At 44.4% G+C, this 14,699-nt stretch carries 9 protein-coding genes; 6 read left to right on the top strand and 3 right to left on the bottom strand.

The window, feature by feature from the left end:
• Positions 1-63: 63 nt before the first annotated feature.
• Positions 64-2,118 (bottom strand): autotransporter domain-containing protein, encoded by a 2,055-nt coding sequence (locus tag ACTXGF_RS20350; protein WP_443535292.1) that lies wholly within the window; start codon positions 2,116-2,118, stop codon positions 64-66.
• 224 nt (positions 2,119-2,342) lie between these two features.
• Complete coding sequence (locus ACTXGF_RS20345; RefSeq protein WP_443535290.1) at positions 2,343-2,927, bottom strand: TetR/AcrR family transcriptional regulator; 585 nt, start codon at positions 2,925-2,927, stop codon at positions 2,343-2,345.
• A 118-nt stretch (positions 2,928-3,045) separates the two neighbouring features.
• Here ACTXGF_RS20345 and ACTXGF_RS20340 point away from each other — a divergent pair, with 118 nt between their 5' ends.
• Together ACTXGF_RS20340 and ACTXGF_RS20335 are read left to right on the top strand one after the other, a co-directional pair.
• Positions 3,046-4,485 (top strand): NAD(P)-binding protein, encoded by a 1,440-nt coding sequence (locus ACTXGF_RS20340; protein ID WP_443535288.1) that lies wholly within the window; start codon positions 3,046-3,048, stop codon positions 4,483-4,485.
• A 33-nt stretch (positions 4,486-4,518) separates the two neighbouring features.
• Positions 4,519-5,619, top strand: a complete 1,101-nt coding sequence (locus tag ACTXGF_RS20335) for a DUF2855 family protein (RefSeq protein ID WP_443535286.1) — start codon at positions 4,519-4,521, stop codon at positions 5,617-5,619.
• 160 nt (positions 5,620-5,779) lie between these two features.
• Here the strand turns inward: ACTXGF_RS20335 and ACTXGF_RS20330 are convergent, their stop codons facing one another.
• Positions 5,780-6,418 carry a GDSL-type esterase/lipase family protein gene (locus ACTXGF_RS20330; RefSeq protein WP_443535284.1) on the bottom strand — a complete coding sequence of 213 codons (639 nt, stop codon included), beginning with the start codon at positions 6,416-6,418 and terminating at the stop codon, positions 5,780-5,782.
• A gap of 221 nt (positions 6,419-6,639) precedes the next feature.
• Here ACTXGF_RS20330 and ACTXGF_RS20325 point away from each other — a divergent pair, with 221 nt between their 5' ends.
• The 4 genes from ACTXGF_RS20325 to ACTXGF_RS20310 all read left to right on the top strand — a co-directional run bounded on the left by ACTXGF_RS20325 (position 6,640) and on the right by ACTXGF_RS20310 (position 14,662).
• On the top strand, positions 6,640-8,997 hold the full coding sequence (locus ACTXGF_RS20325; RefSeq protein WP_443535283.1) for a circularly permuted type 2 ATP-grasp protein: 2,358 nt from the start codon (positions 6,640-6,642) through the stop codon (positions 8,995-8,997).
• A gap of 86 nt (positions 8,998-9,083) precedes the next feature.
• On the top strand, positions 9,084-9,869 hold the full coding sequence (locus tag ACTXGF_RS20320; RefSeq protein ID WP_201579743.1) for a transglutaminase family protein: 786 nt from the start codon (positions 9,084-9,086) through the stop codon (positions 9,867-9,869).
• Between the two features lie 42 nt (positions 9,870-9,911).
• Positions 9,912-10,652 (top strand): proteasome-type protease, encoded by a 741-nt coding sequence (locus ACTXGF_RS20315; RefSeq protein WP_201570928.1) that lies wholly within the window; start codon positions 9,912-9,914, stop codon positions 10,650-10,652.
• 608 nt (positions 10,653-11,260) lie between these two features.
• Positions 11,261-14,662 (top strand): BRCT domain-containing protein, encoded by a 3,402-nt coding sequence (locus ACTXGF_RS20310; RefSeq protein WP_443535280.1) that lies wholly within the window; start codon positions 11,261-11,263, stop codon positions 14,660-14,662.
• The last annotated feature ends 37 nt before the right edge of the window (positions 14,663-14,699 follow it).

The following is a 14,699-nucleotide window of genomic DNA, read 5'->3' as shown; positions in this document are numbered from 1 at the left end:
GCAAAAAACGCTGCTCATAAATGAATTATTGAGCAGCGCAATCTGACATTCACACATTAAGATTTAAAATTGATATTGCAAGCCTAGTTGTACTGAGCTGTCCTTATCGTTACGTGCAAAGGTGGTATCGCCATTCAGATACGCATAAACGTTTTTATGAACCTTGTTACTCACACTCAGCTCAAAACGTCCATAGTCATCATCTTTATCTGTTTGGGTAATACTAACGTTTCTCGTTTGTCCATCAGCTAAAGAGGTTGTCGATAAACTGTCTGTTAAACCATCGTCGATAACATGCACATAAGCGATTTTACCTTGAAGTTTGGCAGGCGTGCCCATCAAATTAAAGCCATACTGTAACTGATAACCAAGCTCTGAATCCCATGCCTCGCTAGAGGTGCTATCAACCTTTAACGCAGTGCGAGAGTTTGCCTTGCCGCTAGTATAGCCATCTATATCTGTATCACTGTAATTCAGACCCAAAAAGGCGCCATGTGCGACATTTTTCTTGATAAGGAAATTATAGCCAAGCTCATTGTATGCGCTAAACACATCGGCATCCGCATCACCGCGTTCACCATTGTTGATAATGTTGATGCCGTCATTACCATCCAGTCTTACAGTTCTATTAACGTCCAAGTCATGTTTAGATAAGCTTAGAGATGTAGTGTTCCACCAAGCCGTGTCTTTACCGCCCAATAAAGAATAGGCTTGCACACCATAGCTTGTGTCTTTTTTAATACCGTTTTCTACCCTTTTGTTGTTTTGATTGGCCGCTTGTACACCTACGCCAACACGCCAGCTCGGCTGTACGGTATATTCGCCATATAGACCAATATTAGCGCGAGTGCCCTCTTGCACCTCATCAGCATCCACGTAGCTTTGGGAGCCATCTACCCAAACCTGAGTACGCGACTCGGTATCAAAAGGCTGCGCATCATCGAGAGTATGTAATGCTAAAGCATTGGCGCGCTCAAGCACTGCTGAGTGTGAGTCGTTAGCATTATTTTTTAACGCAGCGCCCATTGTATTTTGAAGATTGAGCGCACTTTTGGTTGATGCGATGATATCAGCATTGGTTTGCTCAACAATCAATCTGCTGATGATACGTGAGTAGTCACGCATTCTTTGGGCTATACGTTCTGCACCAAAGGCCACAGTAAGTACTTCTTCGTTATCTAATGCAGGGTTATGCCACGTATAGCCGCCTGGAATATCTGGGTTTTCAGTTTGCGTATAACCATCATAATTAGGCCCAAGGCCCCAGTTAGTCGCTTCAAACCCGACGACCTGCATGACGCTATCAAAAGACTCCTGATCGCTACAGCAGCCAACACCATAAGGCTCGTATGGCTCTGTCTCACCTGGTGCAATAATGGCTGGATTGACTTCTAGTGTAATACCAAGCTCTTTTGCAATGCGCAGTGCATTTTCACGCAAACTTACATTGGCAGCTACTTCGTTGCCATCATTGTCATAAGCATTTCGCCCTGCATTGGCATACATTTTGTCGCCTGTAATCAGACTATCTAGGTTAATCATACCCAACGCTGCTGATTTTTCCGCGTCCGTTAGTTGATTAACAAACGCCCTTGAACCATTGAGACCGCCCTCCTCTGCACCAAATGCCACAAATTGAATATCATGTTCTGTCTCAATGCCAGTCAAGTTTCTGGTCAACTCAGTTAAGACGCCAGACCCAGAAGCATTATCGTCCAGTGCCTCTAGATTTTCATAGTTTGGATAGGCAACGGCAGAATCATAATGTGCGCCGACAAATAGCGTTCTGTTGGTGTCAGCACTGCCTTTTTGGGTTACGACAACGTTATTACTCGTTAACGTCTGACCTCTGAACAAACCACGAGGCGCTACGAAATCAAACGTTTGACGATTGACTTGGTTGTTACTGCCATCGATGGTCATGCGCTGCTGCATATAATCAGCAGCTTGGACTTCTTTATCGGAACCTGTATAACGACCAGCATAATCACGGGCAAGCGTCAGCGCCGTTTCTGTACCATAATCCCCATACTTGGCCTCTGCAAATACTTGCGAGCCTGTAAGCAGTGTCAGCGCTGCAACCACTGAAATCTTAAGCGGTGATAAGTTAGTATCCAAACTGCTTCTCCTTGGTTAAAGAACGGTAAACGATACTGAAAAATAACCTAAAATAATGCAGTTTACAAGATAAAAGACATATGTTTGCTTACTTGATTTTTAAGTAAAGCAATGGATTATTTAAACGCTATGTACCTACCTGCGAGCAATATTTACGAATCGCTATTTAATATTTATTGTTACCTTCATACTGCTGATTTACCGGGTTGTTCGGGAAGGCTTTATTAATACTTAGCTTTGGTTAGGTCAATGGCATCCAACTGTACTTCAACCACACGAAGTGCCATCGTCTTCCAGTCTAGCTCCAGTCCATCGGCGAACACCACATGGTGACTGATACTGACGTACCCATGTACGATTGCCCAGATATCTAACGCTATTTGCCGACGTTCCGTCATGCTAGCATCTTCTGATAAATAAGAACCTGCCACCCGAACCAACTTTGAAAACGCGCTATCTCTGGCTGCAGTGGCCTCGATTGAGGGCTGATATCCTGCATCAGTTTCCCCAAAAATCAGTCGATAATGCGCCTCGTGTTGCTCGCCTACATTGAGATACCCTAGGCACGCCTCTAGCACTTGCTCTTTGTTTGCTCTACCCTCTGGAATGACATCCATGGCTTCACGAACGAGATTAAACCCTTCTATGTACAGCGCATCTAGTATGCCTTGCTTACCTTGGAAGTGACTGTATATACCGATGGTGGACAGTCCTGCCCGCTTGGATATAGCGCGTACACTCAAGGCGTCCCCACCCCCTTCTAAGAAAAGCTCAGATGCGGCGTTTAGTATTTTGGTTCTGGCATCCATTAGATTCTCACTATGTCTTGACAATTATAACAGTGTTATTCTAGTATATAACACTGTTATGCACAAACGATTATAAATTGATTGTATTGATGAAAATTCAACTTAGAGTAAGGACGCTATGAGTATTCAACAGCTAGAAACGGACTATCTAATCATTGGTAGTGGCGCGGTGGGCATGGCTTTTGCCGATGTGCTGCTCACAGAAACAGATGCTAATATTATTATCGTCGATAAACATCATAAGCCAGGTGGTCATTGGAACGATGCCTATTCGTTTGTCACACTACATCAGCCGTCGTCTTTTTATGGCGTTAGCTCACGTGAGCTTTGCGGCGGTATGATTGATAAAATTGGTTTAAATAAAGGCTTATCTGAGCTGGCGTCAGGCGCAGAAGTCATGGCGTACTTTGATAAAGTCATGAAGCACACGTTTTTACCAAGTGGCCGCGTGAAATACTTCCCGATGTGTGAGTACAAAGGCGACGGCAAGTTTTCATCGTTGCTGTCTGATACCAGCTATGAGGTTAAGGTCAATAAGAAAATCATTGATGGTACTTACTTTAAAACCTCAGTACCAGCGACCCATACCCCAAACTTCGAGATTACTAAAGGTGTCAAATTTGGACCACTAAATGATTTGCCGAGTTTAACCAAACTCCGTGATGGTTACGTGATTATCGGCGGCGGAAAGACAGGTATAGATGCGGTTTTATGGCTACTAGAAAACCAAATTGATCCAGACCATATCACATGGATTATGCCAAGAGACGCTTGGCTGATCGATCGTAAAAACACCCAACCCTCTCGTGATTTTTTCACCCATACTATTGGAGCACAGGCTACTCAAGCAGAAGCGATTGCTGAAGCTAAAAACATCGAAGACCTGTTTAATCGTTTAGAAAAAGGCGGCGTATTAATGCGTATTGATCCAAATGTACGCCCGCAAATGTTCCATGGTGCCACCATTAGTAGTGAAGAGCTTAAGCAATTACGCCGTGTTAAAAATATTGTGCGTAAAGGTCGCATAACTCGCTTAGATACTGACAAGATTTATTTTGGTGAGGACAGCATTTCTACCACCCCCAACACCATGCATATCGACTGCTCTGCACGGGCAGTACCAGTGACAGAGACGTACGATGTGTTCAAAGGTGATACTGTGGTGGTACAAACCGTACGTACCTATCAGCCTGTGTTCAGTGCGGCATTTATCGCCCACATCGAGGCCAATTACGATGACGAAACCATCAAAAATGAGTTGTGCCAAGTGGTGCCAATCCCAAATCATGATACGGACTTTTTGGTTGGCCTTGTTAAACAAATGCAGAATCAGATGCGTTGGTCAAAAGAGCCTGCGCTACGTGAATGGATGATTAACAATCGCTTAGATGGCTTCACCAAATTGGTACGAGCCAGCGAAGACACACCTCCTGAAGAGCTTGCTATTCTTAATCGTTTAAAAGAAGCAGGACCAAAAGCCGCTGCAAACATGCCCAAACTCATGGGTGAAATCATGCAGATTACGGCATGGCATCAAGCCAAAACTGCTAATACTTAATCCGACAACTATAAAATAAAAAAGGAAATAACCATGCAAGAATTTCAAACCAATAAAGCAAACCTAACCCAAGCTCGTCTACAAAAGTCGCCTATACACACTCTCGGCGATGGTGAAGTACGTGTCAAAGTTGATCGCTTTGCCTTTACTGCGAATAATATTACTTATGCAGTCATGGGTGACCAATTACGCTATTGGCAGTTTTTTCCGCCAAATGGTGACGAATCTGAGAAATGGGGCATTATTCCAGTTTGGGGCTTTGGTGATGTGATCGAATCAAATAGCGATGCACTACCTATCGGTGAGCGCTTATTCGGTTACTTCCCGCCCGCCAATGAATTGATCATAACACCCAAGCGAGTCACGCAGAGTAGCCTGCTGGATGGTAGTGTCCATCGTGCCGAGCTACCACCCGGTTATAACTTATACCAGCGCGTCAATCATGAACGAGGCTATGACCGCGCTCATGACGATCAGCGCATGCTGTTGTTCGTATTGCACCTGACCTCATTTTGCTTACATGATCTATTGAAGAGTAATGACTGGTTTGGTGCAGAGCAAGTAGTGATTATCAGTGCATCAAGTAAGACCAGTACAGGTTTAGCATATGGCCTAGCTGATGATAAAGACGCACCGCACGTTATCGGTCTAACCTCAAACCGCAATATAGATTTTGTTAAGTCAATTGACGCTTATAACAGTGTGCTTAGCTATGACACCCTTGAGCATATTGATGCAAATCAGCCAACGGTTATTGTCGATATGTCGGCCAACACTGACGTGCTTAGCCGTCTACATAAACACTTAGGCGATAACATGCGCTACACCAGCAATGTCGGTCTTACGCACTGGGACGAGCCACGTCATACCGAAGGTATCATTCAAGCGCGTAGCCAGCAGTTTTTTGCGCCCAGTCATGTACAGCAACGTATGAAAGAATGGGGCCCTGAAGAGTTCAATAAACGCTCTATGCACTACATCATGAATAGCACCGCAAAAACTAGTGCGTGGTTAAAGATTCAAGAGCTTGATGGAGTCAATGGCTTACTAGAGGTTTATAAAGATATCTGCGAAGGTAAGATAGCTGCTGATGAAGGTTTGGTAGTCGTCATAGGTGACAATGAAAAAGACTAGGCTATTAAATTTATCGACTATTTGTCATTAGCAAAATGAAAATTAAAAAGCAGAGAACCTAGTCAATAAACTCTCTGCTTTTTTGTGCTTCATACACTGACTACAGACATACGCTCTACTCATAATCTTTAAGCTTAAAAGCTGTGGTTTACATTGTGGTTTAACGTACCCACCCTTCGTCTTTTAGATAATCATGCAACCCTTCAGCGAACTGTCTATAGCCTGCAGCATTGGCATGAATTTTATCAGATTTCAATGCATCATCTGACAGTACAGTGGACCAGCCATCAGAATATAGAGGTATGCCTTCAGCTTCCGCAATATCTTCATACAGTGGATTATCACTGGCCTTACCAAACAAAGCACTGGTACTGAGATGCGGCTCAGCGATTAGGACAACATCAATATTATTGGATTGTAAGGTATCGATAGTCGCGATGATATTGGCACGAGTGGTATCAGGCGCAATGCGCTGCAACACATCATTACCACCCACACCCAGTAAGACCAAATCTGGGTTTTGCTCAGTGATCTCATTCACTCGAGTAAGCACATCTTCAGACGTATCACCATTGACCCCTGCATTAATGACGTTCCATTTGCTTAGCTCTGCTAGCACCGTAGGATACGCTGTTTTAGGATTTGCGCCGTAACCATAGGTTAATGAGTCGCCAAGTGCGACCACTGTGCTACCAGCGGGCAAGATATCTTGTTGTAGTTCGCTACCACAGCCAGTCATACTGATAGTCGCTGACAACCCTATACCTGCCAGCATTAAAAACCTACCACGTAGCTTCATGTCTTCTCTCCTCCTGTTTTTATTGAGTTAAACTTATTGGAATTAGATTCAAGTTTTTAAAAATCTATTATTTAACTCTTGTTGTATATTGCTCAGTAACCGTTGTATAGTCCATACAGGAGATAGACTACCTGTTGGGCGCAGTACAAGTGCTACTCTACTTAGCATAGACAGTGTATTCATCATAAAGTATAACTTTACCAAGGATACGTGAGGTATTTATGAATAAAATAGCATCTCAAAGTCAGTCTAAGGATGGAAACCCAGACAAAGAAAAATCTACAAATCAAAGTCAGAGTCAGAGTCAATCCATCAAAGTGCCAAATGACAATACTAAAAGTCCCGCGTCAACACCGATCGAAGATACCTTAACAAAAGACACTTTAGACAAACCTGAGAAAAAGCCACAAAGTTTCGATGAATTGCAGATCAGTAAGGGTAAGTATCGCCCAGTGGCACAAGCTGTTGGCCATTGGCTTGATAACATCAACATGGATGCCCTCAATTATCTAAACGAACAAGCAGAAAATATCTTTTACCGTAAAGGCGTCACCTTTACCGTCTATAGCGATGCCAAAAACATCGAGCGTATGATTCCGTTTGATATCATTCCACGCATTATTGCCGCGAGCGAATGGAAACAAATAGAAGCAGGCTGTAAACAACGTATCACCGCTCTCAATGCATTCTTACATGATATCTACCATGACCAAGCCATCATGAAGGCCGATATTGTCCCTGCCAGCTACGTCTATGCCAGTGGCTGTTATGAGCCATGGATGATGGGCATTGAGCTCGACAAACCTATCTATTCGCACATCAGCGGTATTGATTTAATTCGAGACGAGACAGGTAAATTTTGTGTGTTAGAAGATAACCTGCGTACCCCATCAGGCGTCTCATATATGCTTGAGAGTCGCAATATATCAGAGACACTATTAGCTGATATATTTTCTGACACGCCTATTATGGGCATCAGTGATTATCCTAACCGTCTCAAAGCCTGTCTAGCCAGCTCTACATCCAAATATGATCCACAAGTCGTCATTCTAACTCCAGGTCGTTTTAACAGTGCCTATTATGAGCATGCCTTCTTAGCGCATGAGATGAATGTACCACTCGTCCATGGGTATGATTTGGTCGTTGAGGACAGCAAAGTCTATATGCAAGGCATTCGCGGCAAGGTACAAGTCGATGTAATCTACCGCCGCATTGATGATCCCTATATTGATCCGTTAGCCTTTAAATCTGACTCCATATTGGGTGTGTCAGGGCTAATGAGTGCTTATCGTGCTGGTAACGTGGTGATTGTTAACGCCCCAGGTACGGGCGTGGCCGATGATAAGAGCCTCTATCCTTTTGTACCAGATATGATTAAATTCTACTTAAATGAAGAGCCCATCCTACCTAATATCGAGACATACCAGTGCCGTAAGCCCAACGATCTCAAATATGTGCTCGACAATCTAGACAAGCTAGTGGTAAAAGAAACACAGGGCTCAGGCGGCTACGGGATGCTTATTGGTCCAACATCAACCAAAAAAGAAATCGAAGAATATCGCCTGCGCTTGCTTGAAAACCCAGCCGGCTTTATTGCCCAGCCGACTATCTCATTATCTACCAATCCTACTGCCGTAAGCGATGGTATCGCACCGCGTCATATTGACTTGCGTCCCTTTATCCTCAGTCATGGTGATGGCACAGTAGATATTGTTCCCGGTGGTCTGACACGAGTAGCCATGGTTGAAGGCTCTTTGGTCGTCAATTCATCACAAGGCGGTGGTATCAAAGACACTTGGATTATTGATGACAGTGATTTAGATAGCCAGCAGACCGACAAGTGCTCGCCTTTATCATCAATAGGTGTCAATGCTTCAGGACATGCGAACTACTATGATCGTGTCCAGCCCTTAGAAACAGGTTACGAGAGTTTAGATGATGCGCCCATGATACTGCTACTCTCTACCGCCAGTCACTTAATATGGCTAGGCCGATATAGTGAGCGTCTGTATTACTACGACGATGTGATGAAACAACTTATCAAAGGCGATCTCAAAAAATCACAGATCAGACATCTAATTAGTCACTTAGGGTTTGCCGTTGATGGTGAAGTGTCACTGACCACCATGAAAGCACAAATGATGGCTGATTTGGAACAAAACATCATACCCAATATCGTGCAATCGATTGAGGACAATGTCCAAGAGGCCAAAGGTGTCATTGGTAAAGATACCGCTGAGTTATATAACTTGATCAAGCGTTTATCGAGTGCTGGCACGTATCGAGCAGCGACTTTGCAGCTACACGCGTGTAACGCTGCGATGAAACAAGAAAATCCGACAGTGACTTGCTTTTGGCAATTAGGGCGTCACTTTGAGCAGCTTGAGCGTGCCGTCTTGTTGGGAGAGGATTCAACAGAGATCAGTTTTGAATTCAGACACTGGATTAATGAGTTGCCGGAGAATACGCGCTGGCGTGAGCTTATCCGCTTGACCAACCAAATGATTAGGTCAAAGAAATTTAGTGATTTTGCGCTGATTAGCAAAGAGTTCAATCTCATATTGCGTCAAGGTGTATAGAAGGTGTCTAGCCAAAAACCAATAACAACGGCTCATGAGACATATGGAATAAACAGAAGATAGAAAGATGCTATAAGGAAAATGCCATGAAACTTCAAATCAGTCACCAAACCAACTATTATTACGATGAGCTGGCGCAGCGCAGTGTACAGTATATACGCATGACCCCCATGCAAATGCCGCATCAGACCATTCATAAATGGGATGTGATGCTCCCTAAAGTGGCGACCAACCAAAAGGACGGCTTTGGTAATGCATGGCTCACGCTCAGTCGTAACGAGGCACATAACAACTTACAAATGCAGGCGTCGGGTATCGTTGAGATCAATACCGAAACCGAACGTTTAGAGGATATGGATCATGTTCCCTACTTGCTATTTACCGTACAAACCCCGTTGACCAAATGCTCACAAGAGATGCGAGAATTCGCAGCGCCGTATCTAAAAACGCCTACTCATGACAGCCTAAAGGCGATGGCAAATGCCCTTATTATGAAAATGCCTTTTGTCAAAGACGTCACACATGTGGGTACGACCGCTGCTGAGGCTTTTGCGACAAGTGCCGGTGTGTGCCAAGACCATACGCATGTATTTTTAAGTATCTTGCGCGATCAACAGATTCCAGCGCGTTATGTGTCTGGTTATCTGTATGACGATACCGAAAATCACATGGCCAGTCACGCATGGGCTGAGGTTTGGCTGGATGGTTACTGGTATACTTTTGATATCTCAAATCAGGCATTTACCCCAAACTCACATGTGTACGTGGCTATTGGGCGAGATTATCTAGATACAGCGCCTGTTCGCGGCGTGCGTATGGGCGGCGGTTACGAAAATCTTTACAGTTTGGTATTAGTCAAAAAGCTATCATAGCGTTTGCTATTTTCTATTACTTTTTTTCATCAAGGGTATCTTATGACCTATTGTGCTGCCATTCGTCTAAAAGACGGTATGGTCTTTGCCAGTGACACGCGCACGAATGCCGGTGTTGATCACATATCGACATTCAGAAAGTTGTATCAATACGGCGTTGAGGGCGAGCGTTTTATGGTATTACAGACAGCTGGCAGCTTAGCGACATCGCAGGCAGTGTTCAATAAACTACAAAGCGACATTGACCAGCGTGCTGAGAGTAACCTCAATACAGTAGCGACGTTGTTTGATGCCGCGCAAATGGTTGGTGAATGTATGCGTGATGTTATGAACCATGCAAAAGCAGTCGCTAACTCTAGTCGTGATGGTGCATTTACTAGCTCGTTTATGCTTGGTGGTCAAATCAAAGGACAGCCACCTGAGCTATACCTAATCTATCCTGAAGGCAATTGCATCAAAGCCACTGAAGATACGCCCTTCTTTCAGTTAGGCGAAAGCAAATATGGCAAACCTATTTTGGATCGTTCTGTCAGCTATAACACGGATGTAAGACACGCGGCACGTGCGTTGATGCTGTCATTTGATTCCACGATTCACTCAAATCTATCAGTCGGTATGCCGATAGATTTTGTACTTTATGACAATGACAGCCTAGCTCTACCCAATGGCCGACGTATTGATGAGCGTGACGAGTACTTTAATACGATTCGTCATCAGTGGTCAGATGCGTTACGTCGCACGTTAGTTGAATTGCCTAAATGTCCTGATGGTTATTGGGGATAAATAGTTCCGTATGAAATCATACTTTCTGTACTAAAAAGCCCTTTGTCTATCACAAAGGGCTTTTTTATTATCAACTAATAATCAGGCAATAACAAACCGGAGTAGCGCTGAATAAACAGCCCTACTCCGGTTTTGCTTTAAAGGCCTTGAGTGCCATCATAATGATGTAGCACTCAATTGTTGTGTAATCTACCTCATGACCTGGTACATGGAAGACTCACTGGACTGCACCTAGATAAAGGCCCTAGTGCATTAGCTCAATCACGATTGCGTGATTGCGCCAGCGAGCTAATGACACTAGGGCCTTTATCTAGGTATTAGCAGGACTGAAACAGTCTTCCTTGGGTAAAATGTAATGGCTTGACTCGTGGACGACGCAACGTCGCCCCTCACCGTAAACGGTGAAACGCTAAATCTCACAACTCGTTAAGTTTGCCTCATAACAGTTATTATTGTCAATATATAATTGCAAATAAAATTATGCGCGACGCTATATGTCGCAGCCTATATATTTCCTTACAAAAGTCCTTGATATTTTCTGTGAAACGCGCTTTTATGGTGCTACAAAATTACGCGCACCGACAAAATAAAAATTAAGGCAAATTTCTATGAGTCTGTCATTTTCACAAATTCAGCAAGCTTGGCAAGCCCAAGATCCAAGTTTGGTCGATAAATTATGTACATTGGCAACTCAAGCTGATGCGATTCCCGAGACGCCCATCCCTGAGCATGAGCTTACTTTTGATCGGTTTTTAGATAAGATATTTAGTCATCAGTTTCGGGAGCAACACCCCGAAGTACAGTTTGCAGAGCGTGTGGCAATGATTACCAAACTGGAAGCAGACGAAGGTGTTTACCCCCTCCCAGATCGCTACAAAATCCACATAATACTGACCGCACTGTGGGAAGATGGCAGCGCGTATTCTAGAACTATTTTAAAACAAGCCATTACAGCTTTGCCAGTCAGCTACGGTGTGTGGAAAGGTTTAAAGCGTATTTATAAGCAAGCTGAATTTTCTCAAGATTATGAGATTTTTGGACAAATAGCTGCCAAGATTGATTTACAGCGTTTCAATCAAACCGCCAACTCTGCGGTCAGCCTCGCCACCAAAACCTATATGAGCCTCAGAGCATGGCGTTATCTGCGGCAATTGGGTCAGCAAATGCCAATTGGCTATATTGATGCTGCCGTCTCTGTACTCGCCAGCTATGACGAAACCATGACAGCTGGCAGTCCTGAACAAACGAACAGCTGGGTACTTAATCATATCTGTTTCCATAATAGCCTTGATTATGGTGTCAATCGATTTAGTAGTCGCTCACCTCGCAAGCTCTTTGATGCAAAAGGTCGCGCGTTCTCTGAGGCATGGCAACGAGACCCTGAACCACTTATTGAGTTACTGACCATCGCCAAAAACGAGGCTATCAGACAGTTTGCAACCGATAGCCTAAAGCACGATTTCAAGACCCAATTACGTGATGTGAGTGGTGAGACGCTACAATATCTATCTGCTGGACAAGCGCACAGTAAAGCGCGGGATGAGATGATTGTTTGGCTATTAGAAAATTCACCGCATTTTGAAAAGTCTAAATTTCAAGTATTGGGCTTGCATCAAGTCGTACTGCAACTACTCCATTCACACTATCCTGCCGCCTATCAATATGCGATTGGCTATGCCAAAAGCTACGCTCAAGACTTATCGCTCACTGAGCTGATGCTACTGGCCATGTCAGATTATGAGCCTGTTAGAGCATTTGCCATCAACAATATCTTGAGTCGTGATCCTGTTTCTGATATCGGTGTCAACGGTTGGGGTCAGCTGTTAGACACCGAGCATCACTATCAAACGGCGAGCAAGCAACTTAGCAAACACTTTACGAGGCGCGATTTAACCCCTGAATGGTTTTTTGAACGACTGACTAGCGGCAGAACACACAGCGTAAAATTTGCCATAAAAAAGCTGCCTGAGCTTTATAGCGCAAAAGAGCTAGGGACTGAATACTTTATTCGCATTGCCCAGCAGTTAGATATACCAGAGCAACAGGACTTCGCTGCTAATAACGACAGCGACTGCATGGACTTTGCGTTGGGCCAGCTCAGACGTTTGGATTTGAGCCAAGTAAATGCTGCCGTGTGGCAAATGCTGCTATTACATCCACTGTCGCAATCCACTATTACCGATTGGTTTAATGAAGATATACTGTCAGCAGCAACGCTTGATATGAGCTATTGGCATGCACTTGCCTATGAGCCTGATTGGCAAGTAAGTGAATATATTGAACAATTAAAATCTGCTGACACTCCTATTAAAAACTGGCAAAAGCACTTGGCCTTTGATGAGTACTTAGCAGAAAACGTGCGGGATTGGCTGTCTGATGTGCGTCGGTTTGCGCCGATAGATTTAGGTTTCGACTGGCTTATGAATCTTGCGCATAGCGAACAAGCGCTCTATCGTGAATTTGCGATTGAACGCATTAACAAAGGATTCTTGCCTGCCGACTTTATCGCATATCTCGACAGCAATGAAGGCGACTCTACTGACAACGCTTCCAGTAATGGCACTGACGATAAAGACTCAAATAGCGACGCTGCTACTGAAGTAGATTTAACTGGCCAACGGTATTTATTCACAGGCAAGATGCAAAGCATGACTCGTGGCGAGGCCGAAAAAGTTGTGAAAGCAGCTAATGGTGCCATCAGTGGTGCTGTTAATGGCAAGTTGGATTATCTAGTCATCGGTGATGATGGTTCACCGTTATATGGCAATGGCCGTAAAGGTAGCAAGCAAGTTAAAGCCGAAAGCTTAATCGCCGATGGTGCGCCGCTAAAGATTATTTCCGAAACCGCTTTTTTACAGATGCTGAGTGGTCAATCGAGAGAGGTGTCTGAAGACGATACTTTTGCAGGTGCCAATGCACTGTGGCATATGGCAACAGATGACGCTACTGCACCTATCAGCGAGCTTGCGATCAGCTACCTCAGTCATCATCATGAACAGATCTGTATGGCACTGACAGACAGACCAGTCGATCCCGATGCGATTATCCCTTCTTCGTTCTTTGATGCAGAGCGCGTCATTCCTTTACTGCAACACCGTAACAGCCAGCTGCGAGCATTTGGCTTATTACTGAGTGAGTATGAGATGGCGACGTGGCAACCAACGCCAGCCCTATGGCTAATGATGGCAGAATCTCCCTATACGGATATCACTCAACTGCTAAAGCGTGCGCTATTGGACAAGCCATCTGTTGCCAATCGACGTTATCACATCCAGTCAGCACAATTGAATGCTGGCATGTTGAATGCTTTGATTGAAAGCAAAGCGCGAGTCGCTCGCCAAATCGGCATCACCTTGCTGCAGCGTCATGCCAATTTCCAAGATGTGCAGTCTTTATATCGATTGACCCAAAGCACAGACCGTGAAGTACGTTATGCTGCCGTGACTATGCTATGGAAACACTACAAGGCGCGTCACGTGTCTCCAAACTGGCAACCAACCAGTAGCGATAGTAAAGATAAAGATGCTGCACCAGATAAAGACAACAGCGCTCAACCAGTCATAACAGAACAGTCAGATAGACGTTTGGCAAGCTTGCCTGCAGAAGTCGACCAATTATTGATGCTGCTACGCCGTGGTCTTTTTGAGCTACCACCTGGTCGTCTAGGCGGTTCGCAAGAGCCCAATGCTAGTGACAGCAATAAGCATAAGCAACAACGTTACTCAGATAAGCGCTCAGCATCACCACAGTCATCAGAGCACGCTGAGTCAGATAGCAACATCACGCTAAAACCCATATCTGCGAGTCGTGCCAAACTGGCGTTGATTGAGACCTTTCGTGATGTGGCATTGGCTGACAGCACCTTTGCAGCGCTCATTATGCCTACACTGTTCACCTTTACACACTCGGCAGGCAAGATGGAGCGTCATGCGTGTTTGGTTGCCGTCACACGGTTATTGCATCGCTATCCTGAACTATCTAAAAATCTGCAGCCAGTGGCATCTGCTTGATGGCTTTTGCAAACAGATATAGATAAAAGATACTTAA

The organism is Psychrobacter sp. 1Y6, assembly GCF_052258385.2.
Classification (GTDB): domain Bacteria; phylum Pseudomonadota; class Gammaproteobacteria; order Pseudomonadales; family Moraxellaceae; genus Psychrobacter.
This window is presented reverse-complemented; position numbering and strand designations above follow the sequence as displayed.